The sequence below is a fragment of the Nocardiopsis coralliicola genome (genome assembly GCF_054779695.1).
In genome coordinates this window covers 317,941-333,916 of record NZ_BAAGXT010000001.1, presented here as the reverse complement: position 1 = coordinate 333,916, position 15,976 = coordinate 317,941, and the positions used below count along the sequence as shown (strand labels likewise).

General features: G+C 74.0%; 16 protein-coding genes. 9 read left to right on the top strand and 7 right to left on the bottom strand.

Annotated elements, in window-relative coordinates; all coding sequences use genetic code 11:
* The first annotated feature begins 38 nt into the window (after positions 1-38).
* The 6 genes from ACYVGT_RS01350 (at position 39) to ACYVGT_RS01325 (ending at position 6,480) form a co-directional block, all read left to right on the top strand.
* On the top strand, positions 39-1,256 hold the full coding sequence (locus ACYVGT_RS01350) for a saccharopine dehydrogenase family protein (RefSeq protein WP_460854475.1): 1,218 nt from the start codon (positions 39-41) through the stop codon (positions 1,254-1,256).
* Positions 1,253-1,612: a cupin domain-containing protein gene (locus ACYVGT_RS01345; protein WP_460854474.1), complete on the top strand. Its 360-nt coding sequence runs from the start codon at positions 1,253-1,255 to the stop codon at positions 1,610-1,612. The genes ACYVGT_RS01350 and ACYVGT_RS01345 overlap by 4 nt, the downstream gene beginning before the upstream one ends.
* Positions 1,609-3,207, top strand: coding sequence for a class I tRNA ligase family protein (locus ACYVGT_RS01340; protein ID WP_460854473.1), 1,599 nt, complete (start codon positions 1,609-1,611; stop codon positions 3,205-3,207). The genes ACYVGT_RS01345 and ACYVGT_RS01340 overlap by 4 nt, the downstream gene beginning before the upstream one ends.
* A 208-nt stretch (positions 3,208-3,415) precedes the next feature.
* Complete coding sequence (locus ACYVGT_RS01335; RefSeq protein ID WP_460854472.1) at positions 3,416-4,819, top strand: DUF6002 family protein; 1,404 nt, start codon at positions 3,416-3,418, stop codon at positions 4,817-4,819.
* 46 nt (positions 4,820-4,865) lie between these two features.
* Positions 4,866-5,279 carry an aspartate 1-decarboxylase gene (gene panD / locus ACYVGT_RS01330; protein WP_460854471.1) on the top strand — a complete coding sequence of 138 codons (414 nt, stop codon included), beginning with the start codon at positions 4,866-4,868 and terminating at the stop codon, positions 5,277-5,279.
* The gene (locus ACYVGT_RS01325; RefSeq protein WP_460854470.1) at positions 5,260-6,480 is read left to right on the top strand and encodes a hypothetical protein; all 1,221 of its coding nucleotides are present in this window, start codon (positions 5,260-5,262) and stop codon (positions 6,478-6,480) included. Before panD ends, ACYVGT_RS01325 begins: the two co-directional genes overlap by 20 nt.
* 45 nt (positions 6,481-6,525) lie before the next feature.
* On the opposite strand, the gene ACYVGT_RS01320 is transcribed toward ACYVGT_RS01325, so the two are convergent.
* Positions 6,526-8,004 carry an FAD-binding oxidoreductase gene (locus tag ACYVGT_RS01320; RefSeq protein WP_460854469.1) on the bottom strand — a complete coding sequence of 493 codons (1,479 nt, stop codon included), beginning with the start codon at positions 8,002-8,004 and terminating at the stop codon, positions 6,526-6,528.
* 488 nt (positions 8,005-8,492) lie between these two features.
* Here ACYVGT_RS01320 and ACYVGT_RS01315 point away from each other — a divergent pair, with 488 nt between their 5' ends.
* The 3 genes from ACYVGT_RS01315 to ACYVGT_RS01305 all read left to right on the top strand — a co-directional run bounded on the left by ACYVGT_RS01315 (position 8,493) and on the right by ACYVGT_RS01305 (position 11,495).
* Positions 8,493-9,701, top strand: coding sequence for an FAD-dependent monooxygenase (locus tag ACYVGT_RS01315; RefSeq protein ID WP_460854468.1), 1,209 nt, complete (start codon positions 8,493-8,495; stop codon positions 9,699-9,701).
* Between the two features lie 10 nt (positions 9,702-9,711).
* Entirely contained in the window at positions 9,712-10,311 is a 600-nt protein-coding gene (locus tag ACYVGT_RS01310; protein WP_460854467.1) for a TetR/AcrR family transcriptional regulator, read from the top strand.
* Between the two features lie 185 nt (positions 10,312-10,496).
* Positions 10,497-11,495 (top strand): ABC transporter substrate-binding protein, encoded by a 999-nt coding sequence (locus ACYVGT_RS01305; RefSeq protein WP_460854466.1) that lies wholly within the window; start codon positions 10,497-10,499, stop codon positions 11,493-11,495.
* A gap of 64 nt (positions 11,496-11,559) precedes the next feature.
* Here the strand turns inward: ACYVGT_RS01305 and ACYVGT_RS01300 are convergent, their stop codons facing one another.
* The 6 genes from ACYVGT_RS01300 to ACYVGT_RS01275 all read right to left on the bottom strand — a co-directional run bounded on the left by ACYVGT_RS01300 (position 11,560) and on the right by ACYVGT_RS01275 (position 15,942).
* A complete protein-coding gene (locus tag ACYVGT_RS01300; protein ID WP_460854465.1) occupies positions 11,560-12,339 on the bottom strand; it encodes a carboxymuconolactone decarboxylase family protein in 780 nt (259 codons plus the stop codon).
* A complete protein-coding gene (locus ACYVGT_RS01295; protein WP_460854464.1) occupies positions 12,336-13,253 on the bottom strand; it encodes an NAD(P)-dependent oxidoreductase in 918 nt (305 codons plus the stop codon). Before ACYVGT_RS01295 ends, ACYVGT_RS01300 begins: the two co-directional genes overlap by 4 nt.
* On the bottom strand, positions 13,246-13,626 hold the full coding sequence (locus ACYVGT_RS01290) for a carboxymuconolactone decarboxylase family protein (protein ID WP_460854463.1): 381 nt from the start codon (positions 13,624-13,626) through the stop codon (positions 13,246-13,248). The genes ACYVGT_RS01295 and ACYVGT_RS01290 overlap by 8 nt, the downstream gene beginning before the upstream one ends.
* Before the next feature lie 41 nt (positions 13,627-13,667).
* Positions 13,668-14,051, bottom strand: a complete 384-nt coding sequence (locus ACYVGT_RS01285; RefSeq protein WP_460854462.1) for a cupin domain-containing protein — start codon at positions 14,049-14,051, stop codon at positions 13,668-13,670.
* A 68-nt stretch (positions 14,052-14,119) separates the two neighbouring features.
* Positions 14,120-15,028, bottom strand: a complete 909-nt coding sequence (locus ACYVGT_RS01280) for an NAD(P)-dependent oxidoreductase (RefSeq protein ID WP_460854461.1) — start codon at positions 15,026-15,028, stop codon at positions 14,120-14,122.
* Between the two features lie 59 nt (positions 15,029-15,087).
* Positions 15,088-15,942 (bottom strand): SDR family NAD(P)-dependent oxidoreductase, encoded by an 855-nt coding sequence (locus ACYVGT_RS01275; RefSeq protein ID WP_460854460.1) that lies wholly within the window; start codon positions 15,940-15,942, stop codon positions 15,088-15,090.
* Positions 15,943-15,976 lie beyond the last annotated feature (34 nt).

Below are 15,976 nucleotides of genomic sequence, written 5' to 3'. Positions count from 1 at the left end.
TGGGCGCCCCGCACTGCGTGCTGGTGGGCTGCGGCCCCATGGGGACCGCCGCCGCCGACAGCCTCGCCGAGGACGTGCGCGGCGGGCGCCTGCGCCTGCTGCTCGTGGACCGCGATCCGGACCGGGCCGCACACGCCCGGAACCGCTATGCCGAGCTGGCCGGCGCGGTCGGGGTAGTCCAGGGCACCGGGGAGCACGATCGGGTCCGGCAGGCGATCGAGGGCGCCGACGTCCTTGCGGCCGCACTGGCCTGGAAGGACGCCGAGCCGATCGTCTCCCATGCACTCGGCCGCGGAGTGCCGGTGACCGGCATCGGGCAGCCGCCGCGCGACCCCCGCCAGCTGATCGCGCCTCCCCCGGGCTGCCGGGCGCTGCTGCCAGTGGGCCTCGAGCCGGGACTGACCGAGATCCTGGCCACCGACCTCGCGGCCCGCCTCGGCGACCGCGCGGAACTCAGCCTCCTGTGCGGCGGCGTCCCGCAGCAGCCGCGCCCCCCGCTGGGGCACAGCAGCTGGTTCGGCCCCCGGCTGACGATCGAGCAGCGCCCGGCCTATGCCGTCCGCCGGGGCCGGATCGCCGAGGTGGGGCGGTTCACCGGCACCGAACTGGTGGAGGTGCCCGGCGTCGGCGTCCTGGAGGCCAGCCAGGATGCGCTGCAGGCGTGGCCGGCCGACGGCCCGCTGCTGTCCGGCGTGGCAGCCATGACGCAGAAGACCCTGCGCTGGCCCGGATTCGCCGAGAAGGTGCGGCTGCTCGCGGAGATCGGCCTGCTGGAGGAGGACCCGGTGCGCGCGGGCGGCGTCAGCGTGGCCCCGCGCGACGTGCTCGACGCGGTGCTCGCCCCGCGGATCGCGCCCGGCGCCCAGGACCGGGACGTGACCGTCCTGGCTGCCGAGGGGGTCGCGGCCGGCCCGCAGCCCGAGCGCAGGTCCGTACTGGTCGTGGCCCGCGGCGGCGGGCCCTCGGCTGCCTCCGGCATGGCCCTGCTCACCGGCGGCGTTCTCGCCGAGTCGGTGCGGGTGCTGCTCCGCACCGGCGCGGAGCTGCCCCGCGGCGTCCTGCGCGCGCCCGAGGTGTTCACCGGCCCCCTGCTCCAGGACCTGCTCGGCCGCCTGCGGCGGCACGGAGCCGTGATCACCGAGACCGGCGGGCCCGCAGTGCGGCGCCTCGCCCCCCAATCCGAGAAGCACCTGTATCAACGGCCGTCCGCGGACGCGGACCACGGGCCTGACCAGCCCTTGAAGGAGGAATCGTGATTACCCGACTGCGTATGGACCCTGCTTCCGCCATCCCCGAATTCGGGCTGCTCTGCCAGCGGGTGCTCCCGTGGTCGGAGTCCGCGGAGCTGCCGTTCGGCGCGATGGCGCTCTGGGTCGAACCGGGCGGCCGCTCCGGCGTGGACTACCACACCCAGGACGAGATCATCGTGGGCCTGTCCGGCTCCGGAATCGTCCACATGGACGGCCACGAGGACGAGCCCTTCACCGCCGGCGACATGCTGGTGCTGCCGCCCCGCCACGGGCACGTCGTCAGCAACCCGGGCACGGAGCGGCTCGCCTTCCTCGACCTCTACTGGCCCGTGCAGGAGGTCCCGGACGAGGAGCCGTCATGAGCCCGCGGGTATGGATCACCGTCCCCCAGCCCGCCACCAACGGCGCGATGCACGTCGGCCACCTGGCGGGCCCCTACATCGCCGCCGACGTGCTGAACCGCTCGCTGCGCGCCGAGGACGTGCCGTCGGTGCTGACCACCGGCCTGGACATCACCGAGAGCCACGTGGCCCTGCAGGCGCTCAAGGACGGGCGCAAGCCGATCGAAGCAGACGAGGAGCACTGCGACCTGATCGTGCGGGCGTGGTCTGAGGCGGCGATCGGCTTCGACGAGGTCGTCGTTCCGCACCGCGATCCCGGCTACGAGCCGTTCGTGCAGGGGTTCTTCGGCCGGCTGTACGAGCAGGGGGTGATCGTGCCCCGCACCCGGCCGCTGCCGTTCTGCACGGCGTGCGACCGGTGGCTGGACTACGCCTACGTGAGCGGGGGCTGCCCGCACTGCGGCAGCGCCTCCAGCGGCTGCATGTGCGAGATCTGCAGCAGGCCCAACGACAACGCGGACCTGGCCGACCCCCGCTGCGCCATCTGCGAGCGCCCCGCGCAGCTGCGCCCCTGCGAGCGCCTGTACCTGCCCCTCGCGCCCTCGGCGCAGCGCCTGGCCCGATTCTGGGAGCGGGCCGACCTCAGCCCGCAGGTGCTCGCGCTGTGCGAGAACCTCGCTGCCGAAGGCCTCCCCGACCTCGCCGTCAGCCATCCGGGCGACTGGGGCGTGCCGACGGCGCTGCCCGGCTTCGAGGACCAGCGGATCCTGCCATGGCTGGAGATGGCGCCCAGCTACCTGCGCCAGTACCCGGCGGAGTACGGGCCGCCGCCCGCCGAGACCGTGCAGTTCTTCGGGATCGACAACAGCTTCTTCCAAGCGGTGCTCATCCCCGTGCTGTTCGACGCCTACGCACCGGGCGGCAACCTGCCCTCCAAGCTCGTCACCAACGAGTTCTACCTGCTCGACGGCGCCAAGTTCTCCACGTCGCGGCGGCACGTGGTCTGGGCGCTGGAGGCGCTGGAGGCGTTCGGCTCCGACGCGGTCCGCTTCCACGTGCTGGCCGACCGGCCGACCGGGCGGCAGACCAGTTTCACGTCCGCCGGACTCGAGCGGACCGCCGGCCGGCTGCGGCACGGGTGGAACGGGTGGCTGCACCGGCTGCTGGCTGCGGTGGAGCAGGACTGCGGCGGCGCCGTCCCCGACCGGCCCCCGTCCGGTGCGGCCTGGACAGGGCTGTCGGGGCGGGTGCGCCGGTGCGTCGCGGAGCTGTCCGAGGCGTACTCGGTCAGCGGGTTCGATCCGCGCCGCGCGACCGCGCTGCTGGACGAAATCGTGGCCTGCGCGGAGGACCTCGGCCACGTACAGGCCCACCACCGCGACCGGCCCCGCGGCAGGGACTCCTACGAGCAGGCGCTCACCGCCCAACTGGCGATCGCGGCCGGCCTGGCTGCGTGGGCGGCCCCCGTACTCCCCGAGGGGGCGCAGCGCCTCGCCGGCCTGCTGGGTACGGCGCCGGGCGGGCCGATCCGCCCCGACGGGCTGCGTCCGCCCGCACCCGGAACCCGGCTGGCCGCCCCGGCCGGCCCCGTCTTCGGAGCACGGCGGTCCGAGTGACCGCGCCGCCCCCTCCGGCGGCCGGAGCCGAAGCGGGCCGGCCTCGCCGGTGGCGGGCCCGGGACCCGCGGACGCCGGGCGGGGCGCCCCGCTCCCCCGGTGCTCCGCGGATTCCGCCGCCGCGGCCGCACCCTCCCCGCTCCCCCTGCCACGGCTCCGGACGCAGACCACGCCGCCCCTCCCCGACCCACCCGGAAGGCAGTTCGAGATGACGCAGTCCACCTCCCGCGCCACGAGCAGCATGTTCGGCAAGGCCATCAGGACGACCGCATCGGAAAGCCTGATCACGCGGTACTACCAGGGGATCCAGCGCGCATCGGCCCAGCTGGGCAACCGGGCGGGGAACGGCTTCAGCCCGCCGTTCGCCTACCCGGACCTCACCGACACCTGGGAGGAGTTCTTCAGCCCGGCCGGCGCCTCGTGGGAGCACCTCGGCGAGTACGGCGGCACGCGCCTCGTGCTGCTGGACCTGATGAAGAACCCCGAAGTCCGCACGACGAAGAGCACCGCCTCCCTGCTGATGGTCGCGCGCGCCGTCCACCACATCCGCCGCACCGGCGAAGCGGTCCTCATCTTCTGCCCGTCCTCGGGGAACAAGGCCGTGGCCCTGCGGGACGCCGTGGCCCGCGCGATCGGGCTCGGGCTCGCTGCCCCGGACGAACTGCGGATCGCGACGCTCACGCCGGCCCGCACCGCGTACAAGTTCCGCAGGAACCTGCTGACCGAGTCGGAGGAGCTGCGCCGCCTGAACCCGGTCATGGTCCTCGACGGGCCGGAGCCGGCCGCGGTCAAGGAGCTGGGGCAGGACTTCGTCCGGGCCGCACAGCTCGAGGGGCCCCGGACCTGCCGCATCTGGTACACGCTGGACATCGCCAACTACAAGGCCGCCGACGCCTGCCGGGCGTTCTTCGACTACGAGTTCGGCGGGGCCGGCCCGGAGCACGGGCGCCGGCTGCACGCCCACGCCGTGTCCAGCGCCTACGGGCTGCTCGGCTACCAGCACGGCCTCGGTGTCCTGGCTGGGCTCGGCCTGCCGGTCGCCCAGCCCGGGTTCCTCCTCGTCCAGCACCTGGCGACCAGCGACATGGTGGCGCACTGCCTGAGCGGCGGCGCGGGCTTCGAGAGCGACGTCGCCTACCGGCCGGACCCGGAGACGGGCCTGCTGCGCCAGCAGGAAACGCCGCACTTCCCCGCCGCCACCTGGTCGCTGAAGGAGGACATCGATCCGACCTTCTACACCCGGGAGCCGGTGACCGCGCCCGAGATGACCGGCCTGATCGCCGCGCACGGCGGCACCGGAATCGCGGTGTCGCTGTACGAGTGCCTCACCCGCTACGGCCTGGCGCGCCAGCTGCTCGCCGGCAGCGGATGCGAGCTTCCGGCCGACCCCCGGGCCCTGGCCGAGTGGTCGCTCGCCATGGTCCTCACCGGCGTGGCCAACGCGGCCGACCGCGCACTGATCGACGGGTTCGGCGAGGTCGTGGTGCACGGCTCCGGGATGTACCTGCACCACCTGGAGCATGCGGTGGACCGCGCCCAGACGGTCGAGGTGGACTGCCTCGCCGACATGCTGCGCGCCGTCCCGGGCACCCCGGAGCACGGCCGCACCTGAACCCAGCCGCCAGGAATCGGACACCTACCACCGACAGGAGAGCACTGTGCAGCGTGAACTCATGAAGTCGACGATCCACCGCGCGACCGTGACGCAGGCGGACCTGAACTACGTCGGCTCCATCACCATCGACCCGGACCTGATGGAGGCGGCCGACATCCTCCAGCACGAGAAGGTCGACGTCGTCGTCCTCAACAACGGCGAGCGGTGGACGACCTATGTGATGCCGGGCCCGCGCGGCTCCGGCATCATCGGCATCAACGGCCCGACCGCCCGGCTCGCCCTGCCCAGCGACATCGTGATCATCATGGCCTATGCCGCGCTGAGCGAGGACGAGGTCAAGGCGCACGAGCCGACCATCGTCTTCGTCGACGGGGACAACCGGGTCGTGGACGCCGGGCACGACGCCGCGGCGGCGGTCCAGCCGGACACCCTGCGCGGTGACGAGGAGCACCGGTGACGCCCGCGCCCCTGAGCGGCTGCTGGACGCCGGCAATGCGCCGGAGCGGGCCCGCGCGGCGGGTTCGGAGCCGCCCGGCGCGGGCAGCGGACCGGGGGCGGAAGGGGTGACGGTGCCGGGACCCGATGTGCTCATCGTCGGCGGCGGATCGCTCACCAGGGCCGTCTGCTACGCCCTCGCCACCATCGGCACCGCTCCCTGCACGGTGACGGTGGTGTCGAGGACCGCCGCGAACGCCGCGGAAATCAGCTACGTGGCCAACGCGCGCGCGGCGCTGAGCACATCCCCCGCCCGGTTCCGGCCGGCCGCGGTCGAGCGGTACTCGGCCGGCGCCTTCGGCCCGGTCCTGCGCGAGCGCCGGCCCGCCCTCGTCCTCAACTGCGCCTCCCACCAGTCCCCGTGGGAGGGCACGCACACGCCGTCGGCCTGGACCGACCTGATCCGCCGGCGGGGCTTCGGCTTCACCCTCCCGCTGCAGTCCGCGATCGCACTGGAGCTCGCTCGCGCCCTCGCCTCCTCCGGTACTGCACCGCAGCTGGTCAACGCCTGCTTTCCGGACGCGGTCAACCCCGTCCTGAAGGCGGCGGGGCTGCCGGTGCTCTGCGGCATCGGCAACGTGGCGCTGCTCGCCGCCACCCTCCAGGCGGGGCTCGGGCTCCGGGACCAGGCGCGCCTGAGCGTCCTGGGACACCACTGGCACCTGCACGCCCCGCACAGCCCGGAGCAGGAGGCGCTGGCCTGGCTCGACGGCGCGCCCGTCGCCGGCGTCACCGGGCTCCTCGCCCCCCAGCGCGCCGCGTCGCGGGCGGAGCTGAACGCCATCCACGGCCATGTCGCCGCGCTCGTCCTCGACGCGCTGCTCGGCGGCGGGGAGTTCCGGACCAGCCTCCCGGGCGTTGCCGGGCTGCCCGGCGGCTATCCGGTGCGCGTCCGCAGCGGCGCTGTCGAACTCTGCCTGCCCGATGCGCTCACCCTCGACGGTGCCGTGGCGCTCAACCAGGAGTGGACCGCCCTCGAAGGCGTCCGGGTGTCGGCAGACGGCGCGGTCAGCCTTGCGCCCGGCGGCGCGCACCCGGCCGCGTCCGCTTCCGGGGAGGCGGAGATCCCGGCCCGGTTCGCTGCCGGCGAGCTGGCCGAGGTGTGCCGGCGGATGCTCCGGCTCCGGTCGCGGCTGCGCCGGCACTCCGCCGGCCCGCCCTGACCCGGCGGGCGGCGGGCATCGGGCCGCGCGCTGCCGGCGCAGTGGTCAGCCCGGCGGGATGTTGTGCGTGAGCCGGAACATGTTGGCGCTGTCGACCTCCGACTTCACCGACACCAGGCGCTCGTAGACCTCGGGTTCGTAGGCCCGCCGGACGTCGGACGGGTCCGCTTCGTCGCTGGACAGGAAGTTGACGTAGGCGCCGCCCGTGCTCCACGGCTCCATCGCCGCGACGAGCCTGTCGGCGTAGGCGCGGACGTCCTCGACCTGCTCGGGCGGAGCCAGGCCGATGGTGAAGAACGTGAAGGCGGCGCCGCGGTGCCCCACGGCGCTGGGCACCTCGGGCTCGCGCTCCAGGGCGCCGCCGAGCTGCCGCACCTCGACCAGGGCCATCGGCGAACCCGACTCGGCCCCGGCCAGGCCGATCATCGCCTCGATGGCCTCGTCGGGCAGCTCGCCCAGGAGACTGGTCCGCTCATAGGCCGGGATCGGCCCCTCCGGGTCGCTGTGGATCTGGTCCCAGTCGGTGAACGGCATCTCGCCGACGGTGTCCAGCAGGGCGGGGGCGGCGTCCCGGAGCGGCGCCACGAGCCGGCCGCCTTCCGCCGCGTCGCCCACGAACGACACCCGCACGCTGACCACGATCCGGCCGCGCACCTCATCGGGCAGCGGCGCGTCCGGCGGCACCTGCAGGAACGCCGCCGAGGTCGTCGCGCTCTCCGGAGCCTCCGCGGCCCAGTCGCGCCAGGCCGGCAGCACGTCGGCCGCCGCCTCGGCGGGGTACAGGATCGCGCCGGCATAGAGCGTCCGGACGCCGAAGAGCCCGAAGTCCATCGACGTGACGATCCCGAAGTTGCCCTTGCCTCCCCGGGCGGCCCAGAACAGGTCCTGCTCGCGCTCCGGAGTGGCCACCCGCAGCTCGCCGTCGGCGGTCACGATCTCCAGCCGCGAGACGTGGTCCGCGGCGTAGCCGTGCAGCCGGCCGAAGGTGGGGCTCAGCCCGCCGCCGAGCGTGTAGCCGACGGCTCCGACGCTCACCGAGGAGCCGGCGAGCCCCGCCAGGCCGTGCGGAGCGGTGGCCTCCGCGATGGGGCCCCACTGGGCTCCGGGGCCGACCCGCACCGACGAGGACCGCTCGTCCACCCGGATCCCGTCCATCGCCGCGGTCGAGACGAGGATCCCGCCCTCGAAGGAGACCGACGCCTGGTGCCCGGTCGCCATCACGCACACCGGCAGGTCGTGGCGTCCCGCATACCGCACGGCCTTCTGCACGTCCCGCACGGTGCGGGCGGGGACCACCGCCTCCGGCCCGCGCGTCACCGTGGTGTTGAAGCCGGCCACCGCCTGGTCGTAGCCCTCGTCGCCCGGGTACAGCCAGCTGTCCGGCCGTCCGGAGGCGTAGGCGGCGGTGCCGGGGGCGCCCAGCGCACCTGCGGCGCCCAGTACCCCGCCGGCCCGCAGCAGGGTCCGCCGATCGATGCCCTTGCGCCCCGGGGGCTGGTCTCCGCGCTCGACCTGCTCCGCCATGCATCACCTCTGCCCTGTCGCGGGGCGCATCTGCGGCCCCGTCCCGCCAGCTCGCCGCCACCCCCGGCCGCGGGCACCCGTCAGGTCCTGCGCGGCGTGCGTCCCGGCGCGCCACGGTGCTCAGGTCCGGTCCAGCGACCCGCGGCTCCCCGAGGCCGACCGCCGCCTCAACCTGGGGCATCGCACGAGTATCAGCGCTGGCAGGGGCGCCGTTCAAGCGACGCCCCGGTGATACTTCGCTGGACCGCTGGCCTGCTCCGGCCACGCCCGCGGAAAGCCCGGCTGCGACCGGCCGGAAGCACTCGCGGCACGGCCTCTTCGCACGCCTTCTACTCACGTAGAGCTGACTCGCCGTTCATAGATCCGCGCCCGCTACACCGCCCGACCGCGACGAGACGCACATCACTCCCCCGCGCCCGCAAAGTTGCGACACTTTGTCGTAACTTCAAGTTGCGACAGATCGTCGCAACTTTTCGAAGGGGCCGCTCATGGAAGAGCAGGGCAAGCGCGCACTCGTGGTGGGACTGGGGATCGCCGGAATCTCGGCGGCCATCGGCCTGCGCAGAGCCGGGTGGGAGCCGGTCATCGTTGAGCGTGCCGCAGAGCGCCGCACGGGCGGGTACTTCGTCGGGGTGTTTCCCGAGGGCAAGCAGGCCGCAGAGGACCTGGGCATGACCAGGCACCTGCACGTGCGCAACCCCGGCGAAGGCCAGGACTGGACCGTGCTCAGATCAGGCCGTGCCAGGCCCGGCGCGGGCTTCCTGGACCGCCCCGGCGGCCCCTACGCGGTCGTGCGCGGGGATATCGAGGAGGGCCTGTGGCGCACCCTGAAGGAGAACGGAGGCGCCGAGGTCCGGTTCGGCACGCGGCCCGCCGCCATCGCCCAGACCGCGCACGCGGCGCGGGTCACGCTCCGCAGGGACGCCACCGGGGCTGAGGCCGCGGAGGACTTCGACCTGGTCGTGGGCGCCGACGGGGTGCGCTCGAGCGTGCGCGAGCTGGCCTTCGGGCCGCACCGCGCGTTCCTGGACCAGTGGAACGCGATCATCTGCGCGTTCGAGCTCGACGAGCAGGTGCCCGGCTACGGTCCGCAGGACGGCATCATCGACGCCCGCCCCCGCCGCGCCTCCTGGGTCTTCGGGTTCGCCGACCGCACCCCCACCGCGCTGCTGACCTACCGCACCAAGGACGTGGACGCGCAGTTCGCGCGGCCGCCCCTGGAGACGCTGCGGACGGTCTACTCCGGCATGGACCACCCCGGCGCGGTGCACGCCCTCGAGCAGCTGGGCAAGGCCGAGCACTTCCTGTTCGATTCGGTCAACCAGGTCAAGATGCCCCGCTGGCACTCGGGGAGGGTGGTCCTGGTCGGGGATGCGGCCTGGTGCATGAACCTGTACTCCGGGATGGGCTCCGGCATGGCTATGCGCGGCGGCGCCGACCTGGGCAAGGCGCTTCAGGACCACCCCGGCGACGTGCAGGCCGCGCTGGCCGTGTGGGAGAAGGGCCTGCGCCCCGCGATCACCCGCCACCAGCGCCTCGCCAGGATCATGCAGCAGCTGTTCGTCCCCTCGGGCCCGGTAGCCGAGCGCATCCGGGGCGCGGTGCTGGGCGCGCTGGGGCTCCTCAGCCGGATACAGCGCCGCAAGGGCCTCGGCACGCAGTCCGGGCAGCCGGCCGCCGCTGCCGGACGTGGATAATACTGGGCGCATGGCACGCATCAAGGGCGGCACGTTCCAGGCCCACCACGAGCAGGTCTGGGCCGACCTCACCGAAGCCATGGGGGCCCTGGTCGCCGAACGCGGCTACGAGGGGTTCACCCTCGGGCATGTGGCGGCCCGCGCCGGCATCGCGCGCAACACGATCTACAACTACGCCAAGGACAAGACCGCGCTGGCCGCCAAGGTCGCCCAACGTGCCAGCCGCGGGGTCCTGGCGCAGATCGATCGGATCGCTGCGGACCCGGCCCCGGCGCCGCAGCGACTGAACGAGATCGTGGCCGCCCTGATGCGCTCGTTCACGACGCCGGCGGTGCGGTTGATGCTGCATTCGCCCTCGATCGGGGTGCCCCAGGAGGTCTTCGAACACCCGGAAGGCCCCTTCCCCCAGGTCGCGGCCTCGGTGGAGCGCGTTCTGGCCGACGGCGTGGCCGAGGGCTCCTTCCGCCCGCTGAGCGACATCGCCCTGACCACGGAGCTTCTCAGCGGCATCGTGCGCGCCGGCTCGGACCGCATGGCCCGCCGTGAGGCGGACGCTGAAGAGGTCCTCCCCGCGGTCCAGGAACTCCTGAGGGCCGCGCTCCGGCCCTGACCGCCTGCCCCCGCCAAGCGTCCGCGCTGCGTATGCGAGGGGCAGGCATACGCGCACCCGCCCGCGGTGCGCATCCGGCGCCGGGCGCCGGAAGGCCCCTCCCCCGCCGCAGCGGAAGGCTTAGCGGACCACTACACTCGGACGGGACTTAGGCAAGGCTTGGCTCACAGGGATGGATGGGGCGCATGGCGCAGATGGCGGCTCGCCGCGGAGCGGTGGTTCTGGCGGGGGCGTCTGCCCTCGCCCTCGCGGCCGGGTGCACGTCCGGCGCCGGGGCCGGCGGCGAGGACGTGGCCGAAGGCGGAGCGGGCTTCCCGGTGACGCTGGAAACGGTGCACGGCGACGTGGAGATCCCGGGCAAGCCGGAGAACGTGGTCGCGCTGGGCTGGTCCGACGCCGAGACCGCGCTCGCGCTGGGCGTGCAGCCGACCGGGGTCAGCGACTGGCAGGCGTACGGCGGCACGGGGGTCGGCCCCTGGGCCGAGGACCTGTTCGACGGGGAGCCCGAGCAGCTCGGCACGCTGGAGATCAGCCCGGAGGCGGTGGCCAGCCTCGATCCCGACGTGGTGCTCAACACCCGCTCCGACGGCGAGGAGGCCACGCTGGAGACGGTCCGCGAGTTCGCGCCCGTCGTCGACCCGCCGCCCGGTGTCGAGGTCTCCTACGGCACCACCTGGCGCCAGCAGATGACCCAGGTCTCCACCGCGCTCGGCGAGCGCGAGGAGGGGGATCGGCTCATCGCCGAACTGGAGGAGAAGTTCGTCCAGGTCGCGGAGGAGCACCCGGAGTTCAAGGGCAAGACGGTCGCCGTCGCCGGCTACTTCGACGGCCAGCTCGGCGCCTACGTGCCCGGCGACTCGCGGGTCGACCTGTTGGAGGAGCTGGGCTTCGAGAACAAGCCCGAGATCACCGCAATGGCCGGCGACGAGTTCTACGTCGACCTGGCGATGGAGGACGCCGAGATGCTCGACGCCGACCTCACCGTCGTCTTCCCCATCGGCTACGACGCCGAAGAACTGGCCGACGAGGGCGTGGTGACCTCCATCCCCTCCGCCGAGGACGGCCGCCTCGTCGTCCTCGACGACCCCGAACTGGCCAACGCCTTCTCCAGCGGCTCCACCCTGGGCATCGACCACGCCCTCGACGAGGCCCCGCAGCTGTTCGCCGAGGCGCTGGAGGAGTGACCCCCCGCGCCGCCCGCCGGGCCGGGCGGCGCGGGGCGGGTCCCCGGAGCCCGCTACGGGCCGGTCAGCGAGCCTCCTCCGCTGCCTCCTCCGCCCGGCGCTGTGACTCTTCGGCGAGGATCGGGGCCGCCTCGGTGGCCGCGTGGATCCCGATGACGCTCACGATCTCCAGCACCTCCATGATCTCCTCACGCGTCGCGCCGTGGCGCAGCGCGTTGCGCATGTGAAGCTTGAGGCCGGGGGCGTAGAGGTGGGTCGCGGAGGCGTCGAAGGCGCAGTACACCAGCTCCTTGACCTTCGGCTCCAGGGTCCCGTTGCGCCAGGGCACGGTGGAGAAGTCCAGGTAGGCCTCGAAGAGCTCCGGGGAGAGCTCCAGGACGCCGTCCCAGAAGCCGTGCCAGTAGCCCCGCTCCGCCGTGAACTCGGCTTTCATCCGGGCGCGCTCGGCGTCCAGGGGGGCGGGGCCTTCGCGCAGCCCCTCCTCCTCGAGGACCTCCAGGAGGATCGGCACGCCGATGTTGGCGGCGTGGATGCCGAGGGTGCTGGTGAGTTCGATGACCTCCATGATCTCGGCCTCGGTCGCCCCGAGCTCCAGGGCCGCGCGCACGTGCTGGCGGATCCCCGGCGTGTACAGGTGGGTGGCCGCGGCGTCCGCGGCGATGAACACGAACTCCCGCACGACGGGGTCCAGGTGGCCCTTGCGCACCGCCACGGTGGAGAAGCGCAGGTAGGACTCCAGGAAGTCCGGGTCGATGCGCAGGATGCCGTCCCAGGCGGGGCTCCAGGTGCCCCGGATGCGGATGAAGTCGTCCTTGACCTGCTGCCGCCGCTCGTCGAGCGTCACGGTGCCTCCTTCGTCGCCGCGGGGGCGGGTGCGGCGCCGGGCTGCTGCTCCAGCCAGCGCACGATCTCGGTGTGGTCGGCGTCGGCGGGCAGCGCTTCAGCGGCGCGCTCCCAGTGCCGGACCGCCTCCTCGCCCAGCGGGGCGGCGCGGCCGGCCGAGGCGGCGAGGCGGGTGGCGATCCGCATGTCCTTGAGCATCAGGCGGAGTGCGAACCCGGAGTCGAAGCTGCGGTCCAGTACGTGGTCGGGCCATTTGCGCTCGGTGGAGCCGCTGCGGCCGCTGGAGCCGTTGATGGCCTCCAGCATCACGGCGGGATCGAGTCCGAACTCGGCCCCCGCCAGCATCGCCTCCGACGTCACCAGCAGGTGTGTCCCGGAGAGCAGGTTGTTGATGGACTTGAGGGCGTGGCCGGCGCCGGGCGGGCCAACGCGGCGCACCCGGCTGCCCAGTGCCTCCAGAAGGGGCAGCACCCGGGCGTAGGGGGCGTCGTCGCCGCCGGCCATGATGGTCAGCGTGCCCTCGCGGGCGCCCCGGACCCCGCCCGAGACCGGGGCGTCGACCAGGTGGGCGCCGCGGCCGGTGACGCGCCGCGCCAGTGCGCGGGTCCGCTCGGGCTCGGAGGAGCCCATGTCGAGCACCACGGCTCCGGGGACCAGCGCGTCCAGCACTCCCCTCTCCCCCATCACCTGCTCCACCGCGTCGGAGTCGGGCAGCATGAGGACGACCACGGAGGCGTCCGCGACCGCCGCGGCCGCACTGGGCGCGGCCACGACTCCGGAGACATGCCGCGGACCGCCCGCGTCGTATCCGGTCACCCGGTAGGCGGTGGCGAGGCGCTCGGCCATGGGCGCCCCCATCCGGCCCAGGCCGATGAACGCCACCCTCTCCCCCGGCGCGCTGCCGTGCTCACCCATCGCCGCGCACCTCCCGCAGGGCCGCCTCCGCGACGCGGAAGGACTCCAGCGCCGCGGGCACGCCGACGTAGACGGCGGTCTGCAGCAGCGCTTCCTGGATCTCCTCCTCCGTGCAGCCGTTGGTGACGGCGCCGCGGACGTGCACCGCGAGCTCGTGCATCCGGTTGAGGGCGGTGAGCATCGTGAGGTTGAGCAGGCTGCGGGTCTTGCGGTCGAGCCCGGGGCGCGTCCAGATCGCGCCCCAGCAGTACTCCGTGACCAGCTCCTGGGCGGGGCGGGAGAACTCCGAGACGTCGCGCAGCGACCGCTCGACGTGCTCGGCCCCCAGGACCTCCTTGCGGGCGCGCAGCCCTTCTTCGAATCGGTCGCTCATGGTGTCCTCTCTGATGGTGGCGTTGCCGTCGCGGCCGGCGTTCATCCGCGCGCGCCGTATTCGGTGTCGGTCACTGCGCGCGACCAGTGGGTCGGGCCCAGTGAGACGGCCAAGTGCAGCAGCGCGGAGTCGGGTCCTCCGCCGTGCCAGTGGCGCTCGCCGGCGGGGATCCACACGGTGTCGCCGGCGGCGATGGAGCGCGGGGCCTCCCCGTCCGTGCAGATCAGCCCGCTACCCGCGGTGACGTGGAGGATCTGGCCGCGCTCGTGGTGGTGCCAGTGGGTGCGGGCGCCGGGAGCGAAGAAGACGTTGTTGGCCGTCACACCGTCGGTCGCGGGGAGGACCGGGTCGGCCCAGACGCTGCCGGTGAAGGTCGAGGTTCGGTTCTCGGACGGGGCTCCCGAGCGCCCTCGGACGATTTCCATCGGATGTTCTCCTCCTGCTCTGCTGCGGGGTTGCGGGGCGGGCCCGCGGCGGGGCGGGCCGGCCGGCGTCAGCGGTCGGAGCCGGTGCGGTCGTGGACCCGCACCCCTCCGGCGAGGTCGCCGAGGGCGTCCACCACGCGGTTGCTGATCAGGTCGCCATAGCCGGTGCTGAGGGCCAGCCCGAACGCGGCGAGGGGCCCTCCGGCGTTGACGCTGGCAACGCCGAGCTCACCGGCGTGCTCGACGTAGAGCGCGACGTCCTTCATCATGAGCCGGCTGGTGAGGCCGCCTTCGAGGTAGTCGCCCTCGATGATGCGGGGGAAGCGGTTGAGGCTGGCGAAGTTCACCCCGCTGCCGGAGTTGATGACCTCCAGCAGCGCCGCGGGGTCCAGGCCTGCCTTGCGGCCGGCGACCATCACCTCGGCGGTGGCGGCGAGGCTGACCGCGTTGAGGAAGTTGTTCAGCAGCTTCGCCGAATGTCCGGCACCGCTGGGGCCCATCGGGTGAACCGCGGAGGCGAAGAGCGCGAAGAGCCAGTCGAGCTCCTCCAGTGCGCGGGCGGAGCCCCCCGCCATGATCGTCAGCTCCCCCCGCTCCGCGGCGGCTGCGCCGCCCGAGACTCCGGCGTCGAGGTACTCCGCGCCCGCGGCAGCCAGCCGCCCGTGCAGCCGCCGGGTCGAGGAGGGGGCGGCGGTGCTCAGGTCCACCACGGTCAGGCCCTGCCGCGCGTGGCCCGCGATCCCGTCCGGCCCCAGGACGACCGCTTCCACCGCCGGGCTGTCCGGCAGCGACAGCAGGACAACGTCGCAGTCCTGCACCACCTCGGCGACCGACTCCGCCGGGACGGCGCCCGCCGCGGCCGCCGCGCCGGGGCGGGGGTCGTACCCGTGGACGCGGTGGCCGGCCCCGGTGATGCGGGCGGCGATGCGCCCGCCCATGTTGCCCAGCCCGATGAATCCGATGTCGTGTTCGGCCACTGCCCGCTCCTGTTCGCTCACTGTGTCCGGTCCGGGGGGGGCTGGCGCCCGGGGCGCCGTCAGCCGGGCGGCGGCGGGACCCAGGCGCCCGCGCCTCCCGAAGGGCGGACGGTGTTGACCACCGCGGCGCCGCCGTCGGCGCCCACCATCTCCCCGGTCACGTATCCCGCGTCGCCGCCCAGAAGGAAGGCGACGACGCCGGCGATCTCCTCGGCGGTTCCGGTACGCCGCATGGGGGTGGTGGCGGCGCGGCGCCGCATGTCGTCGGAGCCGCCCGCCGCGGAGCCGCCGGAGTCGAAGAGTCCGGTGGGCACCAGGCCCGGTGCCACCCCGTTCACGCGGATCCCGAGCGGGGCGCCGTAGACCGCGGCGCCGTGCACGAGGCCGGCGATGCCGTGCTTGGTGGCCTGGTAGGGCAGCAGGTCGGCGCTGCCGCGCCGGCCGGCGATGGATCCGGTGAGGACGATCGCCCCGGTGCTGTGCTGCACCGCGTAGCGGCGGAAGGCCGCCCGCAGGCCCAGGAAGGTGCCGCGCAGGTTGACGGCGGTCACCCGGTCGAAGTCCTCGGCGGTCGTCTCGGGCAGCGGAGTGAAGCTGCCGAAGACGCCCGCGTTGAGGTGGTGCAGGTCGACCCGGCCGAAGGCGGCGACAGCGGCGTCGGTGTAGCGCTCGACGCCGGCCTCCTCGGCGACGTCGGCGGCGACCGCGACGGCCGGGCCGGGCAGCGCGTCTGCCACCCGCTGCGCGGCCTCCTCGTCGATGTCGACGGCCACGACGGCGGCACCCCGCTCCGCGAGGAGGCGCGCGCTCGCGGCGCCGATTCCGGAGCCCGCGCCGGTCACCACGGCCACGCGGCCGTCCAGTGCGCCGGGATCCTGCTGCGCACGCCGCGGCGTGCTCGGTGGGTCGGTCACGGTGGTTCCTCTCTCGCCGCGGGGCGGCGGACGG

Excerpts from the sequence above, each read along its gene's own strand:
- ACYVGT_RS01285 (WP_460854462.1), bottom strand. The coding sequence starts at position 14,051 with ATGGAAATCGTCCGAGGGCGCTCGGGAGCCCCGTCCGAGAACCGAACC.
- ACYVGT_RS01350 (WP_460854475.1), top strand. The coding sequence starts at position 39 with ATGGGGACCGCCGCCGCCGACAGCCTCGCCGAGGACGTGCGCGGCGGG.
- ACYVGT_RS01290 (WP_460854463.1), bottom strand. The coding sequence starts at position 13,626 with ATGAGCGACCGATTCGAAGAAGGGCTGCGCGCCCGCAAGGAGGTCCTG.
- ACYVGT_RS01305 (WP_460854466.1), top strand. The coding sequence starts at position 10,497 with ATGGCGCAGATGGCGGCTCGCCGCGGAGCGGTGGTTCTGGCGGGGGCG.
- ACYVGT_RS01340 (WP_460854473.1), top strand. The coding sequence starts at position 1,609 with ATGAGCCCGCGGGTATGGATCACCGTCCCCCAGCCCGCCACCAACGGC.
- ACYVGT_RS01320 (WP_460854469.1), bottom strand. The coding sequence starts at position 8,004 with ATGGCGGAGCAGGTCGAGCGCGGAGACCAGCCCCCGGGGCGCAAGGGC.
- ACYVGT_RS01295 (WP_460854464.1), bottom strand. The coding sequence starts at position 13,253 with ATGGGTGAGCACGGCAGCGCGCCGGGGGAGAGGGTGGCGTTCATCGGC.
- ACYVGT_RS01315 (WP_460854468.1), top strand. The coding sequence starts at position 8,493 with ATGGAAGAGCAGGGCAAGCGCGCACTCGTGGTGGGACTGGGGATCGCC.
- ACYVGT_RS01335 (WP_460854472.1), top strand. The coding sequence starts at position 3,416 with ATGACGCAGTCCACCTCCCGCGCCACGAGCAGCATGTTCGGCAAGGCC.
- ACYVGT_RS01310 (WP_460854467.1), top strand. The coding sequence starts at position 9,712 with ATGGCACGCATCAAGGGCGGCACGTTCCAGGCCCACCACGAGCAGGTC.